This window comes from Streptomyces sp. NPDC006335, from assembly GCF_040612795.1.
Classification (GTDB): domain Bacteria; phylum Actinomycetota; class Actinomycetes; order Streptomycetales; family Streptomycetaceae; genus Streptomyces.
Map to the genome: position 1 here is coordinate 94,486 of NZ_JBEXQX010000005.1, position 22,381 is coordinate 116,866.

Annotated in this window: 14 protein-coding genes; 8 read left to right on the plus strand and 6 right to left on the minus strand. The window is 71.5% G+C overall.

Annotated elements, in window-relative coordinates; translation table 11 throughout:
• Nucleotides 1-2 precede the first annotated feature (2 nt).
• Together ABZ098_RS16690 and ABZ098_RS16695 are read left to right on the plus strand one after the other, a co-directional pair.
• On the plus strand, nt 3-2,018 hold the full coding sequence (locus ABZ098_RS16690) for an alpha-xylosidase (RefSeq protein WP_356591617.1): 2,016 nt from the start codon (nt 3-5) through the stop codon (nt 2,016-2,018).
• Nucleotides 2,019-2,116: 98 nt separating this feature from the next.
• Nucleotides 2,117-3,592 (plus strand): glutamate--cysteine ligase, encoded by a 1,476-nt coding sequence (locus ABZ098_RS16695; RefSeq protein ID WP_356591619.1) that lies wholly within the window; start codon nt 2,117-2,119, stop codon nt 3,590-3,592.
• On the opposite strand, the gene ABZ098_RS16700 is transcribed toward ABZ098_RS16695, so the two are convergent.
• The 3 genes from ABZ098_RS16700 to ABZ098_RS16710 form a co-directional block, all read right to left on the minus strand.
• On the minus strand, nt 3,593-4,690 hold the full coding sequence (locus tag ABZ098_RS16700; RefSeq protein ID WP_356591621.1) for a Gfo/Idh/MocA family oxidoreductase: 1,098 nt from the start codon (nt 4,688-4,690) through the stop codon (nt 3,593-3,595). It abuts the gene before it with no gap.
• A complete protein-coding gene (locus tag ABZ098_RS16705) occupies nt 4,660-5,370 on the minus strand; it encodes a ThuA domain-containing protein (RefSeq protein WP_356591623.1) in 711 nt (236 codons plus the stop codon). Before ABZ098_RS16705 ends, ABZ098_RS16700 begins: the two co-directional genes overlap by 31 nt.
• Before the next feature lie 115 nt (nt 5,371-5,485).
• Nucleotides 5,486-7,654, minus strand: coding sequence for a serine/threonine-protein kinase (locus ABZ098_RS16710; protein WP_356591625.1), 2,169 nt, complete (start codon nt 7,652-7,654; stop codon nt 5,486-5,488).
• Nucleotides 7,655-7,937: 283 nt separating this feature from the next.
• Between ABZ098_RS16710 and ABZ098_RS16715 the strand changes: the two genes are divergently transcribed.
• The 4 genes from ABZ098_RS16715 (at nt 7,938) to ABZ098_RS16730 (ending at nt 13,659) form a co-directional block, all read left to right on the plus strand.
• A complete protein-coding gene (locus ABZ098_RS16715; RefSeq protein ID WP_356591627.1) occupies nt 7,938-10,547 on the plus strand; it encodes a tetratricopeptide repeat protein in 2,610 nt (869 codons plus the stop codon).
• Nucleotides 10,548-10,567: 20 nt separating this feature from the next.
• Entirely contained in the window at nt 10,568-11,668 is a 1,101-nt protein-coding gene (locus ABZ098_RS16720; RefSeq protein WP_356591629.1) for a hypothetical protein, read from the plus strand.
• Nucleotides 11,665-12,930, plus strand: a complete 1,266-nt coding sequence (locus ABZ098_RS16725) for an alpha-glucoside ABC transporter substrate-binding protein (RefSeq protein WP_356591631.1) — start codon at nt 11,665-11,667, stop codon at nt 12,928-12,930. Before ABZ098_RS16720 ends, ABZ098_RS16725 begins: the two co-directional genes overlap by 4 nt.
• Before the next feature lie 78 nt (nt 12,931-13,008).
• On the plus strand, nt 13,009-13,659 hold the full coding sequence (locus ABZ098_RS16730; protein WP_356591633.1) for a DUF6629 family protein: 651 nt from the start codon (nt 13,009-13,011) through the stop codon (nt 13,657-13,659).
• Between the two features lie 145 nt (nt 13,660-13,804).
• Here ABZ098_RS16730 and ABZ098_RS16735 read toward each other — a convergent pair whose 3' ends face one another.
• From ABZ098_RS16735 to ABZ098_RS16745, 3 genes are all read right to left on the minus strand, one after another.
• Nucleotides 13,805-14,866, minus strand: a complete 1,062-nt coding sequence (locus tag ABZ098_RS16735) for a glycerophosphodiester phosphodiesterase family protein (protein WP_356591635.1) — start codon at nt 14,864-14,866, stop codon at nt 13,805-13,807.
• Nucleotides 14,867-15,139: 273 nt separating this feature from the next.
• Nucleotides 15,140-15,901: a DUF2071 domain-containing protein gene (locus tag ABZ098_RS16740; RefSeq protein WP_356591637.1), complete on the minus strand. Its 762-nt coding sequence runs from the start codon at nt 15,899-15,901 to the stop codon at nt 15,140-15,142.
• Between the two features lie 144 nt (nt 15,902-16,045).
• Nucleotides 16,046-18,217 carry an MMPL family transporter gene (locus ABZ098_RS16745; RefSeq protein WP_356591639.1) on the minus strand — a complete coding sequence of 724 codons (2,172 nt, stop codon included), beginning with the start codon at nt 18,215-18,217 and terminating at the stop codon, nt 16,046-16,048.
• 526 nt (nt 18,218-18,743) lie between these two features.
• Between ABZ098_RS16745 and ABZ098_RS16750 the strand changes: the two genes are divergently transcribed.
• Both ABZ098_RS16750 and icmF read left to right on the plus strand, forming a co-directional pair.
• A complete protein-coding gene (locus tag ABZ098_RS16750; RefSeq protein WP_356591641.1) occupies nt 18,744-18,866 on the plus strand; it encodes a hypothetical protein in 123 nt (40 codons plus the stop codon).
• Between the two features lie 130 nt (nt 18,867-18,996).
• Complete coding sequence (icmF, locus tag ABZ098_RS16755) at nt 18,997-22,227, plus strand: fused isobutyryl-CoA mutase/GTPase IcmF (RefSeq protein ID WP_356591643.1); 3,231 nt, start codon at nt 18,997-18,999, stop codon at nt 22,225-22,227.
• Nucleotides 22,228-22,381 lie beyond the last annotated feature (154 nt).

The window sequence follows — 22,381 nt, forward strand, 5'->3', positions numbered from 1 at the left end:
CCATGCATCCCCGTGACCGCACGCCCTGGGTGGCACCGCCCCCACCCCTGATCCCGGCCCTGCTCGACCCCCTGGTTGGTGCGTCCGTCGCCGCGGCCGGCGAGGACGGCGTGACCCTCGACGTACACACCACCACCGGACGTACGGGCACGCTCCGCCTGCGTCCCGCGACGGCCAACTCCCTCAGGATCACACTGCGGTTGGACGGCGTACCCACCACACCCAGGGTCTCCGTCGTCACCGCGCCGACGGGCTCCGGCTGTCTGGTCGAGCGGTCACCGGACACGCTCACCCTCCGGCTCGACGCCCTGCGCCTGGACATCCGACTCGCCCCCCTGACCCTGGAACTGACCGACTGTCACCTACGCCAGGCCACCGACGTCAGCGACCCCGGCGACCGCACCACCGTCCTGCCCCTCGGCGTCACCGAACTCACCGACGGCCGACTCGCCTACCACGACAGCTGGTTCACCGAGCCCGACGAGCACTTCTACGGCCTCGGCGAGCGCTTCAACGGCCCCGATCTGCGCGGCCGGCGCGTGGACTGCTGGGTCGAGGACGCCCAGGGCTCCACCGGCACCCGCTCCTACAAGGCGGTCCCGTTCCTGCTCTCCAGCCGGGGCTACGCCGTCCTCGTGGACACCACCACCGCGGCCTCCTTCGACCTCGCCCACAGCAACACCGGAGCCTGGTCGCTCATCGTCCCCGACGAGGAACTCGACTACTACCTGATCGCCGGGACCCCCGCCGAGTGCCTGCGCGCCTACCGCGATCTGACCGGCCCCGCCCTGCTGCCCCCGCGGTGGGCCCTCGGCCCCTGGATCTCCGGCGGATTCCGCCGGGACAACGCCGACGGGGTACGCGAGCGGGCCCGCCGCATCCGCGAACTCGGCTTCCCCTGCGACGTGTTGCACATCGACACCTACTGGCAGCGCACCGGTTGCTGGTCGGACATGGAGTGGGACACCGAAGCCTTCCCCGACCCGCGCGGCCTGCTGACCGAGCTGGCCGGACAGGGCTTCCACGTCTCGCTCTGGACGAACCCGTACCTCAGCGTCGACAGCCCGTACTTCACCGAGCTCGACCGCAACGGCTGGTTCCTGCACGACACTTCGGGCCGCACCTGGATCGGACAGGTCTGGGGCGGCGCCCACCCGGACTCCGCCGTCCTCGACCTGACGCACCCCGGGGTCGCCGACTGGTTGCGGGGCCGGGTCCGCCGGGTGCTGGCCACCGGGGTGTCGGTCCTGAAGACCGACTTCGGCGAGGCGGTCCCCGTGGCGGCGGTGGCGTACAACGGCATGAGGGGCGACCGGCTGCACAACCTCTACCCCCTTCTCTTCAACGACCTGGTCGCCGAGGTCACCCGCGAGGTCGCCGGCCATGGCCTGACCTGGGGCCGCTCCACCTGGACCGGCGGCCAGCGGCACGGCGCCAAGTGGACCGGTGACCCCAACGCGAGCTGGCAGGACCTGGCCTCCACCCTGCGCGCGGGCCTCTCGCTCTCCTTCTCCGGTCACCCCTTCTGGAGCCACGACATCGGCGGCTTCCACGGCACACCGGACCCCGAACTCTTCGCCCGCTGGGCCCAGTTCGGACTGCTGTCACCCCTGAGCCGGTTCCACGGCATGACCTCCCGGCTGCCCTGGGACTTCGGCGCGGAGGCGTACGCGGCCGTCCTGCACGCGGCCCGGCTGCGCACGAGCCTGCTGCCGTACCTCCACTCGGCAGCCGCCGACGCGGTCCGCACCGGTGAGCCGCTCGCTCGGCCCATGGCCCTGGACCACCCCGACCGCCCGGACGCCCATGCGGCCGACCTCCAGTACCTGCTGGGCCCGGATCTGCTGGTCGCCCCGCTGTACGCGCCGGGAGGACGCAGACAGGTGTGGTTCCCGCCGGGGGAGTGGCTGCCGTACGCGGGCTCCGGCGGGCCGATCACCGGCCCCGCCTGGCGCCGGGTCCGCATCCCCCTCACCGCCGCCCCCCTCTGGCTGCGAGCCGGGGCGCACGTTCTGTGAGCGGCTCGTCGCACACTGCCCGCCGACTGTTTGGGGTGCCTCATAGGTGGGACCCTGGGACGGGAGAGGTATCCGCCGAGGGGACTCGGGAGGGCCCGATGGGACGTGACGTGCCGGCCCTGGTGTTCACGCGGGAGGACCGCAGACGGTACCGGGACAAGATGCACACCTGCCTCGACGTCCTCGCGCAGATGCTGCGCGAGTCGGGTTTCGAGAGCGAGCGGCCGCAGGTCGGGCTGGAGATCGAGCTCAACCTGGTGGGCGACGACGGGCTCCCGGCGATGCGGAACACCGAGGTGCTCCAGGCGATCGCCGACCCCGCCTGGTCGACCGAGCTGGGTCGCTTCAACCTGGAGATCAACATCCCGCCCCGCCGCCTCCTGTCCGGCGGCCCCGGCTCCTGGGAGCAGGAGATCCGCGACGCCCTCAACCACGCCGAGGAGCGCGCCTCGGCGGTCGGCGCGCACCTCATCATGGTGGGCATCCTGCCGACGCTGGGCGAGACGGACGTCGGCGAGACCGCCCTGTCCGGCGATCCGCGCTACCGGCTGCTCAACGAGCAGATCTTCGCGGCCCGCGGCGAGGACCTGCGCATCCGGGTGGACGGCGTGGAGCGCCTGGCGATGTACGCCGACGCCATCACCCCCGAGGCCGCCTGCACCAGCACCCAGTTCCATCTCCAGGTCGCGCCCAAGGAGTTCGCGGACTACTGGAACGCCGCCCAGGCCGTCGCCGGCGTCCAGATCGCCCTCGCTGCCAACTCGCCGTTCCTCTTCGGCAGGGAGCTGTGGCGCGAGACCCGCATCCCCCTGTTCGAGCAGGCCACCGACACCCGGCCCCAGGAGATCAAGGCACAGGGGGTACGGCCCCGGGTGTGGTTCGGGGAGCGGTGGATCACCAGCGTCTTCGACCTGTTCGAGGAGAACGTGCGCTATTTCCCCGCGCTCCTGCCGATCTGCGACGAGGAGGACCCGCAGGCGGCCCTGGACGGCGGCGGGGTCCCGGAACTCGGCGAACTGACCCTGCACAACGGCACGATCTACCGCTGGAACCGCCCGATTTACGCCGTCACCGACAGCGGCCCGCACCTGCGCATCGAGAACCGGGTCCTGCCCGCCGGGCCCACGGTCGCCGACATCATCGCCAACGGCGCCTTCTACTACGGCCTGACCCGTGCCCTCGTCGACGAGGACCGGCCGGTGTGGACGCGGATGTCCTTCTCGGTCGCCGAGGAGAACCTGCACACCGCCGCCCGTGACGGCATCGACGCCCGCCTGTACTGGCCTGGAGTGGGCGAAGTGCCGGTCACGGAACTGGTGTTGCGGCGACTGCTGCCCCTCGCCCACCGGGGCCTGGAGCTGGCCGGCATGGACGCGGAGTGGCGGGAACCGCTGCTCGGTGTCATCGAGCAGCGGTGTGTCACCTCCCGTAACGGCGCCCTGTGGCAGGCGGAGACGGTCCACCACTTGGAGAAGGCGGGCTGTGACCGCCAGGAGGCGCTGCGGCGGATGACGATGACGTACATGGACTACATGCACCTCAACGCACCAGCGCACACCTGGCCCGTGGACTGATCACCGCCATTTCTCCGCAGGCGTCAGCGGCACGGGAGCGGGCCGCTCCACCGACGTCGACAGCTCGATCCGCCGCCCCTCGGCGGACGAACGCAGCAGTGCCGTCATCGTCTCCAGTACGTGCAGGGCGAGTTCACCGCCGGCCCGCGGTGCCCGCCGCCCGTCGGCGGCGACGAAGTCGAGCAGGCCGACGCCCCGGGTGGCACCTGCGTATCCGGCCGAGGGCGCGAGCGTGCGCCACTGGGCCGCGCCGAGTTCGAGGAGCCGTACCTCGCCGTCGAAGTGGTTCGGGTCCGGAACCGTGAGGGTGCCCTTCTCACCGTGGACCTCGATCGGCGCGGCGGTGGTGGCGACACCGTCGAAGCTCGTCGTGAGCGTCGTCAGGGCCCCGCCCTCGTGTTCGAGGATTCCGGAGACATGGCTGTCCACCTCGACCGGTATCCGCTCGCCCGCGCGCGGGCCGGACCCGATGACCCGCTCGGCGCGGAGCCGACTGGACGCCCCGGTCACCGCACGTACCGGGCCCAGCAGATGCACCAGGGAGGACAGGTAGTAGGGGCCCATGTCCAGCAGGGGGCCGCCACCGGCCGTGTAGTAGAAGTCCGGGTGGGGATGCCACCGTTCGTGCCCCGGGGTGACCATGGCGGCCGAGGCGAACAGCGGACGGCCCACCGCCCCGGCCTCCACCGCCGCCCGTGCCGTCTGGACGCCGGTGCCCAGGACCGTGTCCGGCGCACACCCCACACCGACCGCCGCCTTGTCCGCCGCCTCCAGCACGGCACGTGCGTCGGCGAGTTCGGCGGCCAGGGGTTTCTCGCCGTAGACGTTCTTGCCGTGACCGATGGCACCCAGGGCGATCTCGGCGTGCGCCGCCGGGATCGTGAGGTTCAGCACCGTGTCGACGTCCGGGCTGCTCAGCAGTTCCCCGACGGACAGCGCCTGAACGCCCGGCAGTTCGGCGGCGACGGCCTGCGACCGGGAGGCGTCCAGGTCGGCGACGGCGGTGACGCGCACGGCGGAGCGGCCGACGAGCGTGTCCAGGTAGGCGCGGGAGATGACACCGAGCCCTACGACGCCGATGCGGTGCGCGTCGCCCACAGCATGCCCCTTTCTATGACGGTACGGACAGCGGGGTGTTCCAGGACGTCGAGGCTGTGTCCGGGAGTCGTCACCACGACCCGTCCGGCACCCCACAGGCGGGTCCAGACCGCCGGTGAGGTGACCGGTCGGTGCCAGGGCTGCCACGGCCGGGCGGGGTGGGTGGTGGTGGCGAGGACGTCGATCAGGTCGTCGTGGAGCACCCAGTACTGCTCGGTCTCGAGCTCGAAGTCCTCGATGCCCGCCGTGACCGGGTGTTCACGGCCGAGATCGGTGACGGCGACGGTGTGCGGCAGGAAGTTGTCCTCCTCGCCGCCCTTCCGCTCGCAGGGTTCCTTGCCCGGATGGGTCGCGAACTGGCCGCCCACCAGATGGAGATAGTCGCAGGAGGCGCGGAACGAGTCGGCGATCCCGCCGTGCCAGCCGGTGAAGCCGGTACCGGCGACGACGGCCGCGCTCAGTCCCGCCACCTGCTCGGCGGTGATCTCGGACATGGTCACACACTGCACGACGAGGTCGGTGGCGGCCATCACGGCGGTGTCGGCGTAGACGTCGGTCGACTCCTCGATCCGGACGTCGTATCCGTTGCTCTCCAGAAAGGGCAGGAACAGCTCCGTGGCCTTGACCGGCTGGTGTCCTTCCCAGCCGCCTCGGACCACCAGCGCTTTCTTCCGTGTCATCTTGTTCCTTCGCGGGGCAGGACAGAGTTCCTGGGAGAGATCCCCCAGGTGTGGGGGAGGGAATCCCGGTTCCGGCACCCGATCCCGGGGTGCGGCGCGCGGAACCGTCCGCCCGTCAGCCGACGTCGGCCACCGAGAACACTCCCGGGCCGCTGACCCCGTACAGCACGTCGCCCACCAGCAACGGCGGCACCGCACTCGGCGACAGCTCCTCGAAGGAGCGGTCGGCCGTGTCGAAGGACGGGGCCGTGCGGCCGATCTCCTTGCCGGTCCTCGGGTCGAGGGCCAGGACGCTGGTGTCCGGCATCGTGACGTACAACCGGCCCGCGTGGTAGGCCGGTTCGCTGAAGACCCGCAGGTCCCGCGAGCTGGACCACAGCGGCTTGCCCCGCTTCACGTCGAGGGCGAGCAGGGTCTCGTTGCCGTAGTCGAAGATGTACATGGTGTCGCCCTGCACCAGCGGCGGCGCCTCGGGTTCGACGCTCCAGGGAAAGTCGATCCGGCGGGTCTTCCCGCTGCCGAGATCCTGGACGAAGAAGGCGGCGGACACTCCCGAGTCGTCCTCCCAGCGCGCGTAGTACGCCGTGCCGTCGTGGACCGTCGCCAGCCACAGGTCGCCCTTCGGCGCGTCGACACTGCCCAGGGTCCTGCCGGTGCGGGCGTCGAGGCGGGCGATGCCGCCCTCACCGCCGCGCAGATCGGCGTAGAGCGTGTTTCCGGGGCCCTCGTAGAACGGGCTCGGCGAGGCGGAGGTCAGCTCGCGCCGCCACAACTCCTTGCCCGTGCGCGGCTCGTAGGCCGCGTAGCGTGCCGTGTTCGAGACGCCCAGCTCGTCCAGGCGGACGACCAGCACCCCGCCCAGGTACGCGAACTCGCCGAGCGGCCCCTTCAGCCGCCACAGCAGCTCGCCGGACTTCCCGTCGTAGGCGTCGACACCCTGCGAGCGGTCCGCGCTGTACACGAACGCCACGCCGTCACGGACGACGGGCTCGCGCGTCGAGAAAGTGCTGACCTGCTTGCGGCTCATGGACTTCGTCCACTCGACGTTTCCCGTCGCCGGGTTCAGCCGCATCAGGGCGACCTGCCCGGAGGCGCAGAAGACACCGAGCGCGTCCGGAGTGCAGGACGGTTCGATGCCCATCTGCTGGTCCTTGCCGTCCGACCCCAACGCGTTGTGCCACGGCCGCCAGCCCGCCGGCGTCGTCCCGCCGGGCGTCGTCCGCGGAGCGAGGGCGTCGAACTCGTCGACCGTGCTCGCCGGCTCCTCGCCCACCACGGCGACCGCGGCCGCCCCCGCCCCGCAGAGGAGTGCCACGGCGGCGACGGCGGCCCACAGTCGCCTTCCGCCGCGCCCGCGCCGGCGGCGGACCGGCCCGGCGTCGCCGAGCGGCGAGGTCACCACGTCCGTCACCGGCAGCTGCGGGGGCGGGGACACCTCGTGGGCCGGTTGCTCGTCGGGCAGTTCCTCCGGGAGCGCCGCCAGCATCGCCAGGACCTCGCCGGACGTCGGCCGGTCCGCCGGTTCCTTCGCCAGACAGCGCGCCACCAACGGGCGCAGCGGGGCGGGCAGTTCACCGAGCCGGGGCTCACCGTGCACGGTGTTGTACGCGGCCAGGTAGGCGTTCTCCGCCTCGAAGGGGCTGTGCCCGGTGGCCGCGTACACGAGCACCGCGCCCAGCGAGAAGACGTCCACCGCGGAGCCGACCTCGTGCGGGCGGCTGAACTGCTCCGGTGCCATGAAGGGCGGCGAGCCCATCACCATGCCGGTCTGGGTGCGGACGTCGCTGTCGGCCGCGCGCGAGATGCCGAAGTCGATGACGCGTACGGCGCCGTCGTCGCCCTCGGTGTCCAGGAGCAGCACGTTGCTCGGCTTGAGGTCCCGGTGCACGACCTGCGCGCGGTGGATCTCCCGCAGTGCCTCGGCGAGTTCGGTGCCGAGACGGCGCAGTGCGGGCCACTCCAGCGGTCCCGACTCGTCGACCAGCTCCGCGAGGGTACGGCCCGGGACGAACGCGGTGGCCATCCACGGCCGTACCGCCTCCGGGTCCGCGTCCACGACCGGCGCGGTGAACGCTCCGCTGACCCGGCGGGCGGCGGCGATCTCCTGCCGGAACCTGGCACGGAACTCGGGGTTGTCGGCGTACCGCGCGTGCACGACCTTCACGGCGACGGCCCGCCCCGAGGCCGACCGGCCGAGATAGACGACACCCATGCCGCCGGTCCCGATCCGCGATTCGATCCGGTATCCACCGACGGACTCCGGATCGTTCTCGCGCAGGGTCACCGTGTCTCCTTCACCGCTGCTGGCCAGGACGGCTGCGGTCCGGACTCCTCTGACAGGGACCCCTCACTCTAGAGGGATGCCGGTCCGCGGGGGACGCCGATCCCGGCCTCGCCGTCCGGCCGGACGGCGCGGCAACACGGTTCTCAGGGGGAACGCAAGGGGTCAATCCCGGCACGTGGCCCTATTCTGTGGAGGCATGAAGGGGGCTCGGGGCGGGAGTGCGTGCGGTGAAGTACCGGAATCCGAGGGGTCGTTCGGTCCGTTTGTCGTCGCCGGACAGCCGATGTACCTGAGAGCGGCGCACGTCGAGCTTCCCGAGGAGAATCCCGACCCGACCGTGCTGCCCACCATCACGCTGCTGGGGCGCGGCTGGGCTCCCGCCGCCGAGGCCGGGGAACTGCCCGTGCCCCCCGGTCAGTTGCTCGCGGGCCAGTACCGGCTGATCCGGCCGCTCGGCTACGGCGGGATGGGCGAGGTCTACCTCGCGCTCGACACCAAGGTCGACAACCGCGAGGTCGCCATCAAGATGCTGCACCCCGATCAGGCGGCGTCCGCGGCGGGTGCCCTGGCCCGGGAGCGGCGGGCCCTGGTCGACCTCGGCCACGACGACATCATCCGCGTCTTCAACTACGGCCATCACCCGGGGGTCGGCGACTTCCTCGTCCTCCAGTACGTGGACGGGCTCACGCTGGAGGAGGTGCGGGCGCGGGCGAAGCTGAACCCGGGGGAGTTCGGCGACCAGCGCTTCCACGAGTTCGTGCTCGCCTACGGTGTGCGGATCCTGTCCGCCCTGGCGTATCTGCACTCCGGGCGGCCCGGCAAGGTCTACGGCGACCTGAAGCCGGACAACGTCATGCACGACGGCACCACGACGAAGATCATCGACGTGGGCAGCGTGCGTCCGGCCGGGGCTCCGGGGATGACCACCCCCGGTTTCAGCGCCCCGACCGTGCGCCCGAACGGCGAGTCCGGACAACAGGACGACCTCTTCAGCCTGGGCGAAACCCTGCGCCGCCTGAGCGGACTCGGCACGTCGGCGGAGGACCTGGGGCGCCTGGGGGATCTTGGGACGTTGGGGGCGGGGGAGGGGGTTGGCCGGCCTACCGGGGTGGAAAGCGGAGGGGCCGCGGGGGCAGATGCCGAGGCGGCGCGGGCCGCCGGGGGCGCCCTGTCCGCCGCCGAACAGGCACGGGTTGCCCAGGAGGCCCTGACCGCGGACGAGACGCCGGTCGACCGGGAGGCTCTGGCCGGTGGGGAGAGGCCGGGTGCTGCCCCGATTTCGGCCGCCGAGGGGGCAGTGAACGTCGGCGAGGCATCGGAGGCGGCTCCGGCGCCGGGGAGCGCCCAGTTGTCCGGCGGTGGGGAGGCGCCGGACGTCGGCCGGGTGGAGGGTGTCGGCCGGGGCGCCCGCTCCGAAGGCGCCGGGGCCGGAGGGGGTGAGTCCGGTGGCGGGGTTCTGCCGGGGGCCGGGGAGCCGCCCGGGAAGGAGCCGTGGCGGCCCGGCGACGCCACCGCCCCCGTCCCCCGCGGTCTCGGTCTGCTCTCGCTCGCCCGTGTGCTGCACCGAGCCACGCTGAGCCACCCGGACGCGCGGTTCGCCGACGCGCGGGAGATGGAGCAGCAACTGCGAGGCGTCTTCCGGGAGTTGAGGTCCTTGCGGACCGGGGCCGAGACCTTCGAGCCCTCGCCGCTCTTCCTCCAGTCGCCGTACGCCCTCGACGGCGCCCTCGGCTCCGCGCCACCCCTCGCGCACTGGGCCGAACCCGACGCGCCGTCCCCGTTCGCCCCGCCCTCGCCCGTCGAGGTCGCCCAGCGCCTGCCCGTGCCGCGCCCCGATCCCCACGACGAGCACCACGCCGAACTGAGCAGGCTCGCCGACGCCGCCCCGGAGGCCCTGCTCCAGCACATCGGTGACTGGCGGGACTCCACGGAGGTCCATCTCCTGCGCTGTCGGCTGCGGTTGCGCAACCCGGCCGACGGACCGGAAGCCGCCGAACGGGAACTGCGGGCGGCCGAGGCGCGGATCGGCCCCCGACACGCCCCCTACGACTGGCGGCTGAACTGGCACCACGGGCTCCTCGCCCTGGCCCGCGACCAAGTCGCCGCGGCCCGGCGGCACTTCGACCGGGTGTACGCGGCGATCCCCGGCGAGTACGCGCCCAAGCTGGCCCTCGGACACTGCGCGGAACGCCTCGGACTCCGGCACGAGGCCCTGACCTTCTACGAGGCGGTCCGGCTGCGCAACCCGTCCCTGGGCAGCGCGGCCTTCGGCGCCGCACGGGCCCGGCTCGCGCTGGACGGCGAACGGGCACGCGAGGAGGCCGTACACGAACTGGACGCCGTACCGCAGCACTCGCGGCACCGGACCGCCGCACGCACCGCGGCCGTGCGGATCGGCATCGAGTACGTCCGCAGGGCCGGCCACGACGACGAGGTGCCGCAGCGGCTCCACGAGGTGCTGGGGCGCCTCGCCCTGCTCTTCCACGCGCACGGCCTGACCGACGAGGAGGCCAGGGTCCGGATGACCGTCGAGGTCTGGGAGGCCGTACAGGGCGTCCTCGCCCGCGGCGCCCTCGACGCGGCGGGACTCGCGGCCCTGTCCGCCGGCGCGGACCCCCGGCTCGGCCTCCCGCCCGACGAGCACGGCCTGCGCGAGGACCTGTCCCGCCGCTACGTCACCCTCGCCCACCAGGCCGCCCGCTCCGCCGCCCCCGAGGACGCGGCCGTGGCCGAGATCCTCCTGGACCGCGCCTACGAGGTCCGCCCGCTCGCCTTCCGACACCACAGGGACAGCCCATGGCTCGGCAAGAGAGTCGCCGACTGGCTCCGGACGGTCGCTTACGCACCGTCACACAGGACACCCTCCGCCTCACGCGGGCAGTCGCCGCCGTAACGGCCGAACTCCTTCGCCGTGTGCACCGCTACGCCTGGCCCTCCGGCGGCGGCCACCGCAACCGCGCCTACCTGCGGGACCGGCTCGTCGCGCTGCCGCTGCTCACCGTGGTGGCCTTCGGGGCGCTCGGCTGGGCCTACGCGGGCGTGCGCGGCGACTCCGCGTACATCCGCGACCGCGCGGCGCCCGCCCTGGTCGACCTCGCGGACGCCCGGGCCTCGCTGCTCATCGCGCAGGGCGAGGCCGAGCGGAACCTCGCCGAGGGACGGGCGGCCGAGCTCAGCGGGCTCAGCGAGCGGTACCGGACCCGGATCGCCCGCGCCACGCAGAGCCTGAACCAGGTCACCCGCAGCGGGGCCCTCACCGTCGCCGAGGAGCAGGAACTGCGGGTCGTGTCCGCCCTGGTGGTCGACTACACCGGCTGGATCGGCCAGGCCCAGGGCCACGCAACCGACCCGGTGCTGCGCGACGCCGGACTCAGCTACGCGCGCAGCATGCTGTGCTCGCAGGCCGCCGCGGCGACCGGCAAGGATCCCTATCCGGACTGTCCGGCCGCGACCGGTTCCGCCGCGACCTCGATCGTCGACCGAGTGACCGGCATGGAGGGGAGGCTGCGCGCACGCCTCGCCGACCGGGCCGCCTGGGGCGCGGACACGATCGCCGCCACGGTGATCGCCGTCCTCGCCCTCGTCCTGCTCGCCACCGGGCTGTGGCGGACGGTGTCCTTCCTCCGCCACCGCTTCCGGATCCGGCTGAGCATCCCCCTCGCGGTCGCCGCCCTGCCGCTGCTCGCCGTACCGTTCCTGACCGTCGACGCCCTGCTCGCCCTGCACGCCCAGCACGAGACCCTCCCCGTCACGGGCGCGCTGGCCGAGCGGACCTCGCCGGAGACGGAGACGGTCGCCGAGGAGAGGCCCTTCGCCGGACCGGAGCCGCAGGCCATTGAGACGCTCGGGGCGAGGATCGACGAGGGCCTGGCGGACGGGCGGCTGGTCCTCCTCGACGGCATCGCCCCGTTCGTGTTCCCCGCGGGCCTCGTCGGTGCTGCCGTGATCGCCGGCACGCTGCACGCCTACCGCCGCGAGTACCTCGTCGTCACCCGACCGGGAGCCGTCGTATGAGCCGTGTCCTGCGCTTCCTTCTCGTGGCGTGTCTGCTCGCCCTCGTCCCCGGCTGCGGGTCGGACACCCGGGACCCGCTGGTCGTCCTCGGCCCCTGGACCGGCGAGGAGGGCAAGGCCTTCGAAACCGTCCTCGACCATCTGGACGACGGGACCGGGCGGACGTACACCTACGAGGGCACCCGCTCACTGCGCGAGACGCTCGTCTCACAACTGGAGGCCGACGACCCGCCGGACGTTGCGGTCCTCAACAGCATCGGAGAGCTCATCGAGTACGCCCGCCGCGACAAGCTGAAGCCGCTCGCCCCGGAGACCTCCCAGCGTGCCTTCGCGCCCTGGGTGCCCGATCTGATCGTGGACAACAAGGCGCGCGCGTTCTGGGTGCCGCTGAAGGCCGACCTCAAGAGCCTGGTGTGGAGCAAACGGGACGCGCCCGACGACCGGCCCACCTGGTGCGTGGGGCTCGCCTCCCAGGCCACCTCCGGCTGGCCCGGCACCGACTGGATCGAGGACCTCGTGCTCCACCAGGCGGGCCCCACCCTCTACGACGAGTGGGCCAGGGGCCGCCTCGACTGGCGGGACCCGGCGGTCGAGCGCGCCTGGACCACCTGGGCGAAGCTGCTCGGCAAGCGCTCCCCGGCGTCGGTGGAACGGTCCCTGACCACGTCGTTCGAGGGCGTGCCGGGAGCCGGTGGGCAGCCCCGCGGCCTGCTCGACTCACCCGGATTCGCCTGCACGCACGAGCACCAGAGCGCCTTCATCCGGTACGTCTACGCGGGCGACGACGTGAAGGTGGAGCCGTCGGCCCGGTATCTGGACGGACCGCCCGCATACCAGGACGTCTTCGAGGTCGCCGGTGACATGGCCGCCGTCTTCAGCGACGACCCGGACGCCCAGCAACTCGTGGAGCGGCTGTCCGGCCCGGCCGGACGGGAGCTCTGGTGGGAGAAGGCGGATCCCGCGGTACGGCCCCTGTTCCCGGCCACGGCCGGGCTGTCGCCGCCGGACTCCGCGACGCCGGTCGAGCGGAAGATCGACTCCCTGCTCACCTCCGGCGCCCGCACCCTGTGCTTCGACGCCTCCGACGTGATGCCGCCCGAACTCCGGGACGCCTTCCACCGGGCGGTCCTGGAATTCTTCCGCGAACCCACCCAGCGGCAACTCGACTCGCTGCTCCAGCAGTTGGAGACCGTGCGCATCGAGGTGAACAGGGACTCCGGTACCGATCCCTCGTTCCGGCCGCCGCAGCACATCTGCGAGTGAGCGGTCCGCGCCCGCCCCGTCCCCGTCCGTGTCGTGGCGCGGTGCCTGTTCGGCGGCCCGGCCTGACATGGTGGTGTCATGTGCTGGAGTGCGACAGCGGATCTCGTGGCGGGCGCGGCCATCGCGTCGGTCGGGGCGGCCTGTGTGATCAGGACCCGCCGCGCCCAGGACCTGCCCCTCGCCGCGCTCCCCCTGCTGCTCGGCGTCCACCAACTGGTCGAGGCCCAGATCTGGCACATGGGCGGTGGGACCGGCGCGGCCACCGTCACCTGGGCCGTTATCGCCCTGCCCGTGCTCGCCGTGTGGGTGCCGGTGGGGGTGTGGTGCGCCGCCTCACGCCGGGCGGCACGCCGCCGGGTGACGGCGCTCGTGGCGGTGGGAGCGCTGACCGCCGCCTTCCTCGCCCACGGTCTCGCCACCCGGCCCGTCCGGGCCGAGATCCGCGGCCACACCATGGCCTATGTCATCGGACTGCCCCGGGCGGAACTGCTCGTCGCGGGCTACCTGATCGCCACCGTCGGCGCGCTGCTGCTCTCCGGCGACCGGTGGCTCACCGGGCTCGGAGTCCTGGCCGGGGCGGGCGCCCTGGTGTGCTGGCTGCTGTGGCGGCTGGAGTTCGTGTCGACCTGGTGCGCGCTGGCGGCGGTCTGCTCGCTGGTCCTGTACGGATGGGTGAGCAGGCGTCCCGCCCCGAGGTCGGCTCTCCCGGCGGACACCTACCGTTCGTAGCCGTGCCGTTGTCGTCGAGCGCGGGACGTCGCGCGAGGAAGCCCGGCTCGGCGACGGCGGCGAGAACACGCCGGGGGCGTTGACCACCCGAGCGTGCGCCCGTCGGCACGGTGTCGTGTCGACGGGCGCACGCGGTGCGACCGCGTCAGCGGGGCCGGTACGCCCTCGGCAGCGGCATGCCGCGCTCGGCCATGATCTGCCGTACGCGGTTCGGGTAGTCGGTGATGACGCCGTCGACGCCCATGTCCATGAGCGCCTCCACGGTGGCCGGGTCGTCGCAGGTCCACGGGACGACCTTCAGGCCCCGGGCGTGGGCCTCCCTCACCATCGTCCGGTCGGCGTAGAAGCGGAAGCCGGGGTCGCCGACCTCGCCGCTCTGTGGGAAGCCGTAGTTGGGGGAGAGGGTTGTGACACCGGGGATCGTGGCGGCCGCCCTGACGAAGTCGCCGCCGTAGTCGTCGGCGTCGATCCCGCCGAGCCACGGGGACGCGCCGGGCTTGCCGACCTGGAGGAAGTCGTAGTTGGTGAGCGCGACGAGGGGCCACTTGGGCGCCAGTTCGTGCATCACCTTCAGCGCGCCCCAGTCGAAGGACTGGATGGTGACCTGGTTCTCGATGCCCGAGCGGTGGATCTCCTCGTGGACCCGGCGCACGAACAGCTCACGCGGCGCGGTCTGTTCGGGCGCCCCCGCCTCGACCTTCGTCTCGATGTTGAGCCTGACCCGCTTGGCGCGGTAGCTCTTCACCAGGTTCAGCACGTCCTTCAGCTCGACCATCCGGAAGCCCTTGACCACCTCCTGCTCGGGGAAGCCGGGCATTTGCCGGTAACCGCAGTCCAGGGTCCTGATCTGAGCCAGCGTCAGATCCTTGATGTACTTGCCGACATACGGGTACATCGGGTCGTCGGCCGTCACCGGCCCCGTGTCACGGCACTTGACCGCGCTGATCTGCCGGTCGTGGTTGACGACGACCCTGCGATCCCTGGTGACATGGGTGTCCAGCTCCAGCGTGGACACCCCGAGGCGCATCGCCTTGCCGAAGCCCTCTAGGGACTCCTCGGTGGTCATGCCGATACCGCCACGGTGCGCCTGGAGGTCGAAGCGGTGCTTCCGCCACGGGGGTTGGTGGCCGTCGTACGCCGTCGCGGGGGTGGCTGCCGACAGGGCGAGCACCAGCGCCAGGCCGGCGAGGACATGTCTTGCGGACATCGACACCTCACTCGTGTGGGTCGGGACGCCCACAGACGCTAGTGAGGTCGCGGACCTGTTCAACCCCCCGGACGTGATCCCGCCGTGAATGTCCGAGGAACGCCGTCCCCGTCGGCCCGTACGGCATCCGGTACGCGGAGGTGTCACGGCGCGGCGACTCCGTACGGCATCCGGTACGCGGAGGTGTCACGGCCCGGCGACTCCGCACGGCATCCGATACGCGGATGGGTACCGGCCCCGGCGACCCCGCACGCCGAGGCCACCGGGCCGTCGTCAGGGCGTGGGGATGCCCGCGGGGCGGGCCGGGCGGCCTAGGCGGACCGGGACACCGGGGGAGTACAGGACGCTGACCGGGGCGCCGGTGGGGGCGGGCAGGCCGGCGGCGGTGACCAGGTCCTGCTCGCAGGTGAGCAGCTCGGCGCGGTAGAGGGGCCAGCGAGGATGGTCGTTGGGCAGGTAGGCCAACGGCTCGGGGCCGCCGAAGAAGGCGTTGTGCATGCCCCAGCGGGCAGTCAGGAAGTGCTCCAGGGCGGTCGGCTCCCCGATGCGTTCGCCGGTCCGGACCGTGATGACACTGCGGGCACCCCGCGGCCCGGGCCAGCGGCGTGAGCTGGTGTAGGTGACGGTGTCGCCGGCGGTGCGGACACTCATCCGGGACCAGAGGTACGGCAGCCGGAAGCCGACGCGCCCCATCACCACCGGGATCAGCCTGGAGGCGTCCATCGAGCGGAACACCACCCCGCGCCGCCCGTGCTCGTCCACCGAGTACAGGCGCACGTTGGTTTCCGGGAAGGTCCCGAGGTACGGCACACCCGGCAGCCCCAGCCAGCCGACCCGGTGCATCCGGAACGCGACGAGCCCGACGTACGTGAGCCCGTCGTGGGTGTCGGGGACCGTGCCGCGAGGCAACAGCCCTGCCACGACCGCCGGTTCGACGGCCCAGTGGACGAAGGCGAGGTCGAGCCACTGTTGGGTGAGGAGCGGGACCCGTATGAGGGCGGGGGCGTCCGGGGTGACGGGAGAGAGGTTCGGCACGGGGTCCAGAGTGGCAGACACCGGGTCGTGTCAGGCCGGCGGCGGTGTTCCGCGGTGGCAGGCGCCCCTCCCCGCTGAGCCGGGACGAAGGACGGCGTCTGCCGAGCCGTGCGGCCCGGCAGACGCCGTCTCGTCCCGTCGGTGTCAGTTGCGGCGACCGGCCGGATCCTGCACCGCCCTGTCCCGCTCGCCGCCGGAGACGGGTGCAGGGGCGGCGGGTGTCTCCTTCGCCCGGTCCGCGTGCCCCGGCCACCAGGCCGCGTGGCCGATCAGGGCGGTGAGGCTGGGCGTGAAGAACATCGCCATGACGAAGGCGGCGACGGCGATGCCGAAGGAGACGGCGAAGCCCATCTCCGTGAGCAGGGCGTTGCCCGCCAGCATCATCGTGGCGAAGGTCGCCGCCAGGATGAAGCCCGCCGCGGCCACCGTGGGACCGGCGTGCCGCAGCGCCATACCGGCTGCCTCACGCGGTTCGCGGCCCTCGCGAGCCTCCTCCCTCAGCCGGGCGATCATGAGGATGTTGTAGTCGGTGCCGATGGCGACCACGAAGAGATACATGATCACCGGGAGCATGAACATCAGGCCCGAGTGACCCTGCCCGTCCTGGAAGATCCAGACCGTGGCACCGAGTGTGGCGCCGAAGCCGAGACCCACCGACGCCATCAGGTACAAGGGGGCGACCACACTGCGCAGCAGCAGCCCCAGGATGAGCATGATCAGCGCGGCGGCGACGGGGAAGACCGTCCGGTAGTCGTGGTTGACCGCCGTGTCGATGTCCTTGTAGATCGAGGACATGCCGCCGACCAGGGCCTCGGTGCCGTCCGGGGCGTCGGCGTGTGCGACCTCGCGGACCCGGCCCACCGTCTCGATGGCCTTGTCCGTCGACGCCTCGTACTTCAGGGTGACGGTGAAGTCGATGGTGGTGCCGTCCTTGTTCAACTGCGACAGACGGGCGTTCGCCACGCCGTCCACGGCACCGAGCTTCTTCACGTACCCGTCGAACACCTTCGTGTCGATCGGCTTGCCGTCGGTGCTGGACAGGTAGACGTCGGTCGGCGCGGCGGCGCCCGCCGAGTACGCCTTCTGCATCTCGTCCTGGACGACCATCGACTCCTTGGTCTTGGGCATGGAGCCGGACGCCAGGTCGAACGTGGCGTTGAAGCCGAACGTCCCGAGCGACAGCACGACCAGGACGAGTCCGGAGAGCGCGGCGGTGAGCGCCGGACGGTTCCGCACTCCGCGGCCCAGGGCGGCGAACCGGGCGTTCTCCGGCTCGCGCTGCCAGGACTTGGACGGCCAGAAGATCTTCGGGCCGATCAGCGAGACGACGGCCGGGATCAGGGTCAGGCCCGCGATCAGGGTGACGGTGACCGCGATCGCGAGGGCCGGGCCCATCTGCTTGAGGAAGCCCAGCGTCGACAGGACCAGCGCGAGGAACGCGATGATGACCGCTCCGGCGGCGGAGGCGATGGCCTCACCGACCCGGTCGACCGCGTTGATCATGGCCTGCTTGGGTTCGTCGCCCAGGCGCAGGCGTTCGCGGTAGCGGAACATCAGGAACAGGAAGTAGTCCGTGCCCACGCCGAAGAGCACGACGATCAGGATCGACGAGATCGAGCTGTTGGCCTGGAGGCCGAACAGCTTGGTGGCGTAGGCGATCAGCCCGTTGGCGATGGCCGAGACCAGCCCGATCGTGATCAGGGGCAGGAAGGCCAGGATCGGCGCCCGGAAGATGATCAGCAGCGTCACCAGGATGATGACGAAGGTGCCGATGCCGATCAGTGCCTCGCCGCGCTTGGACGAGTCCTGTTGGTCGAGGGCCTGGGCGGCGGAACCGCCGAGCTTGACGTCCAGGTCGGTGCCCTTGGCGAGTTTCTTGACGTCGTCGCGCAACACCTTGGCCGCGTCGGCCTGTTCGGGCTGGCCGGCCTTCTTGCTGTCCATCTGGACCAGGGTCAGGGCGTATTTGCCGTCCGAGGACGGCTGGCCGGGGACGACCTTCTGGACCTGGTCGATCTTCTTCTTGCCTAGCTCGGTGGTGATCCGGGCGACGTCCTTCTGGTCGGCGGCGGTCAGCTTGCCGCCGTCGGTGCGCTGGTACAGCGCGATCGCGGACGGCGTGAAGGCGCTGGGGAACGCCTTCTGCTGTACTTCCGCCGCTTTGATGGACTCGTAACTCTTGGGGAGGAAACTGCTCTCGTCGCTGTTCGAGGGCAGGCTCGGAGCGCTGGCCACGATCGCCACAGCGGCGATCAACCACGCAACGATCGTCCAGACGGGATGTCGGACGACAGCGTTGCCAATACTTCGGAACATGCGGAAGGTCCTCCTGGGAAGGAAGATCACCGCAGCCCGGGGAGCGGACCCTGGCATCGGCGACCCCCGGCGGTCCCTCTGGGTCCCCCCGTCGGACCGGCCGGAATGGTTGTCTTGAGCTCTCATCCTAGAGATCACGGATCAAGATCGCTTGACCGGGAGTCAGTACGCCCGGCCGACAGGCGGACCCTGCCACCGGGAACACCTGGTCCGCCGGAGTCCGGCCCGGATCAGGCCGGCGCCGTGAGGGCCGCCTCGGCGTCGTAGCCGTAGATCCAGCCGTTGCCCACCAACGGGTCGGCGTGGGCGAGAGCCGCGTCGCGGGCCGCTGCCCGGGGCCGTCGGGCAGGTGGTTGACCTCCCGGCGGGCGCGGCCGGCGCGCTGGTGGTGAACACCGTCCCAACTTCCTGTGTGCGAACAGAGTTCGCCGGTGACAGGGGGCAGGCGGATCGGGTAACCTTCAAGTAAAGCAATGGTCAAGTGGACTGGGAGGCGACGTTGTTCGACCTGCGTACGGAGGCCGAGATGAGGCTCCATTCGGACAGGGTGGCGAGGGAGCTCGCCCTGAAGAAGCGGTGCGAGGAGGGCGGCGAGGAGCAGGCGGTTGCTGATGCGACCGTCGCCGGCGAAGAGGAGCGGGGCGCCTGAGCCGCTCGCGGGGTGCCGGTCGCCGGGCATCCTGCTGTGCTTCCCCTCACCCCGACCCCTGCGTATTTACTAGGACGTCCTAGTATTTTCTCAGCCCGCGTTCTTCGACGTGTCCTGGGAAGGCTCCGCCATGAGCGATCTGCATCGCCCTGTCCACCCCGTCCGCCTGGTCACGGCCTCGGCGCTGTTCGACGGGCACGACGCCTCGATCAACATCATGCGGCGGATCTTCCAGTCGCAGGGCGCCGAGGTCATCCACCTCGGCCACAACCGTTCCGTGCGGGAGGTCGTGGACGCGGCTCTCGAGGAGGACGCGCACGGCGTGGCGGTCTCGTCCTACCAGGGCGGACACGTGGAGTACTTCGAGTACCTGGTGGCCTCGCTCCGCAAGCAGGGCGCGGAGCACATCCGGGTGGTGGGCGGCGGTGGCGGAGTGATCGTGCCCGAGGAGATCGCCCGGCTCCGGGAGAGCGGGGTGACGATCTTCTCGCCCGAGGACGGTCAGCGACTGGGTCTCGCCGGGATGGTGAACACGGTCGTCAAGGACTGCGACTTCGACCTCTGGGACGCCAAGCCGGCCGACCTCACCGCGGTCCTGACCGGTGACCGGTTCGCGCTCGCCCGCGCTCTCACCGGTGCCGAACTCGGCAAGCTGCCCGAGGAGTTCCGGCGTGAGCTGGGGGCGGCGGCGGCCGCGCGCAACGTGCCGGTGCTCGGCATCACCGGCACCGGCGGCTCCGGGAAGTCGTCGCTCACCGACGAGCTGGTGCGCCGGTTCAGGGTCGACCAGCGGGACTCCCTGCGCATCGCCGTGATCGCGGTCGACCCGACCCGGCGGCGGGGAGGCGGAGCGCTGCTCGGCGACCGCATCCGGATGAACTCCCTCGACGGCGAGAGGGTGTTCTTCCGCAGCCTCGCCACCCGCGGCAGCCGCGAGCTGCCCGAGCACCTCTCCGACGTGATCGACGTCGTGAAGGCCGCCGGATTCGACCTGGTGATCGTGGAGACGCCGGGCATCGGCCAGGGCGACGCGGCGATCGTGCCGTTCGTCGACGCCTCCCTGTATGTGATGACACCCGAGTTCGGCGCGGCCTCGCAGCTCGAGAAGATCGACATGCTCGACTTCGCCGACGTCGTGGCGATCAACAAGTTCGAGCGGCGCGGCGCCAAGGACGCTCTGCGGGACGTGGGCCGCCAACTGGTCCGCAACCGCGAGGCGTTCGGCCAGCGGCCCGAGGACATGCCGGTCTACGGCACCTCCGCGGCCACCTTCAACGACGACGGGGTCACCGCGCTCTACCAGCACCTGAAGAGCACCCTGGTGGACAAGGGTCTGCCGCTGAACGAGGGGTCGCTGGCCCCGGTGGACGTACGCCACTCCTCCGGCATCCGCCAGGTGGTCCCCGCCGACCGGGTGCGCTACCTCGCCGAGATCACCGATGCCGTCCGCGGCTACCACGCCGAGACGCTGCGACTGGCCGAGCAGGCGCGGCGGGTGCAGCGGCTGGAGCTCGTCGAGGGCGAGCTCGCCGATGCCGGCCTGGACGCCGAGGACGTGCGGTCCCTGCTGGCCGAGGCGCGTCGGCAGCTGCCGTACGAGATCACGGAACAGATCACCAACTGGCCCGCCGTGATCGTCTCCTACTCCGGCGACGAGCAGGTCGTGAAGGTCCGTGACCGGGAGATCCGCACCAAGCTGACCCGCGAGTCCCTGTCGGGCAACAAGATCCCCCGCGTCGCCCTGCCCCGCTTCACCGACCACGGCGAACTGGTCCGGTTCTGGCGCAACGAGAACCTGCCCGGCCACTTCCCCTTCACCGCCGGGGTGTTCCCCTTCAAGCGCGACGGCGAGGACCCGGCGCGGATGTTCGCCGGCGAGGGCGACCCGTTCCGCACCAACCGGCGCTTCAAGCTCCTCTCGGAGGGCCAGCCGGCGACCCGACTGTCCACCGCGTTCGACTCTGTCACCCTCTACGGCCGCGACCCCGACGAGCGCCCCGACATCTACGGCAAGGTCGGCACCTCGGGCGTCTCGGTCGCCACCCTGGAGGACATGAAGGCGCTCTACGACGGCTTCGACCTCGTGGCGCCCACGACCTCCGTCTCCATGACGATCAACGGGCCCGCACCCGCCGTCCTGGCGTTCTTCCTCAACACCGCGATCGACCAGCAGACCGAGCGGTTCCGCGCCGAGGAGGGCCGTGACCCCTCACCGGAGGAGGCGGCCGAACTGCGCGCGCACGCGCTGGCCAACGTGCGCGGCACCGTGCAGGCCGACATCCTCAAGGAGGACCAGGGCCAGAACACCTGCCTGTTCTCGACCGAGTTCAGCCTGCGGATGATGGCCGACATCCAGGAGTGGTTCATCGCGCACAAGGTCCGCAACTTCTACTCGGTGTCCATCTCCGGCTACCACATCGCCGAAGCCGGCGCGAACCCCATCAGCCAGCTCGCCTTCACCCTGGCCAACGGCTTCACCTACGTCGAGGCCTATCTCGCCCGGGGCATGAGCGTCGACGACTTCGCCCCCAACCTGTCGTTCTTCTTCTCCAACGGCATGGACCCCGAGTACTCGGTCCTCGGCCGGGTCGCCCGCCGCATCTGGGCGGTGGCGATGAAGGAGAAGTACGGCGCGGGGGAGCGCAGCCAGAAGCTGAAGTACCACGTCCAGACCTCCGGACGCTCCCTGCACGCGCAGGAGATGGACTTCAACGACATCCGCACCACGCTCCAGGCGCTGATCGCCATCTACGACAACTGCAACAGCCTGCACACCAACGCCTACGACGAGGCCGTCACCACCCCCACCGAGGAGTCCGTGCGCCGGGCCCTGGCCATCCAGCTGATCATCAACCGGGAATGGGGCCTGGCGATGAACGAGAACCCGCTCCAGGGGTCGTTCATCATCGACGAACTCACCGACCTGGTCGAGGAGGCCGTGCTCCAGGAGTTCGAGCGGATCAGCGAACGCGGCGGTGTGCTCGGCGCGATGGAGACCGGCTACCAGCGCGGCCGTATCCAGGACGAGTCGATGCTCTACGAGCAGCGCAAGCACGACGGCTCTCTGCCCCTGATCGGCGTCAACACCTTCCGCAACCCGCACGCCGACACCGCCGAGCCCGGCGTCGTCGAACTCGCCCGCGCGACCGAGGAGGAGAAGCAGTCCCAGCTCGCACGGGTACGGGACTTCCACGCCCGCCATCACGAGGAGGCACGGGCCGCCCTGGACGCCCTCAAGGGGGCGGCGGTACGCGGCGAGAACGTGTTCGCGGTGCTGATGGACGCCACCCGGGTCTGCTCCCTCCAGCAGATCACCGAGGCCTTCTTCGAGGTCGGCGGCCAGTACCGGCGCAACGTCTGACCGTCCGAGGGCGCCGACAGGCCGCCTGTGCCCGGAGCAGCGCTGTGAGCCGGCCGGGACGCCGACGGACGTCGTGCTCGGGCCCTGCGTCCGCCGGGCCCGAGCACCACGCGTCGGCCGTCGACGCCGAGCTCGCGGACGGGGTCACTGAGGG

Excerpts from the sequence above, each read along its gene's own strand:
- ABZ098_RS16690 (WP_356591617.1), top strand. The coding sequence starts at position 3 with ATGCATCCCCGTGACCGCACGCCCTGGGTGGCACCGCCCCCACCCCTG.
- ABZ098_RS16695 (WP_356591619.1), top strand. The coding sequence starts at position 2,117 with ATGGGACGTGACGTGCCGGCCCTGGTGTTCACGCGGGAGGACCGCAGA.
- ABZ098_RS16705 (WP_356591623.1), bottom strand. The coding sequence starts at position 5,370 with ATGACACGGAAGAAAGCGCTGGTGGTCCGAGGCGGCTGGGAAGGACAC.
- ABZ098_RS16715 (WP_356591627.1), top strand. The coding sequence starts at position 7,938 with ATGTACCTGAGAGCGGCGCACGTCGAGCTTCCCGAGGAGAATCCCGAC.
- ABZ098_RS16725 (WP_356591631.1), top strand. The coding sequence starts at position 11,665 with ATGAGCCGTGTCCTGCGCTTCCTTCTCGTGGCGTGTCTGCTCGCCCTC.
- ABZ098_RS16730 (WP_356591633.1), top strand. The coding sequence starts at position 13,009 with ATGTGCTGGAGTGCGACAGCGGATCTCGTGGCGGGCGCGGCCATCGCG.
- ABZ098_RS16735 (WP_356591635.1), bottom strand. The coding sequence starts at position 14,866 with ATGTCCGCAAGACATGTCCTCGCCGGCCTGGCGCTGGTGCTCGCCCTG.
- ABZ098_RS16745 (WP_356591639.1), bottom strand. The coding sequence starts at position 18,217 with ATGTTCCGAAGTATTGGCAACGCTGTCGTCCGACATCCCGTCTGGACG.
- ABZ098_RS16750 (WP_356591641.1), top strand. The coding sequence starts at position 18,744 with ATGAGGCTCCATTCGGACAGGGTGGCGAGGGAGCTCGCCCTGAAGAAG.
- icmF (WP_356591643.1), top strand. The coding sequence starts at position 18,997 with ATGAGCGATCTGCATCGCCCTGTCCACCCCGTCCGCCTGGTCACGGCC.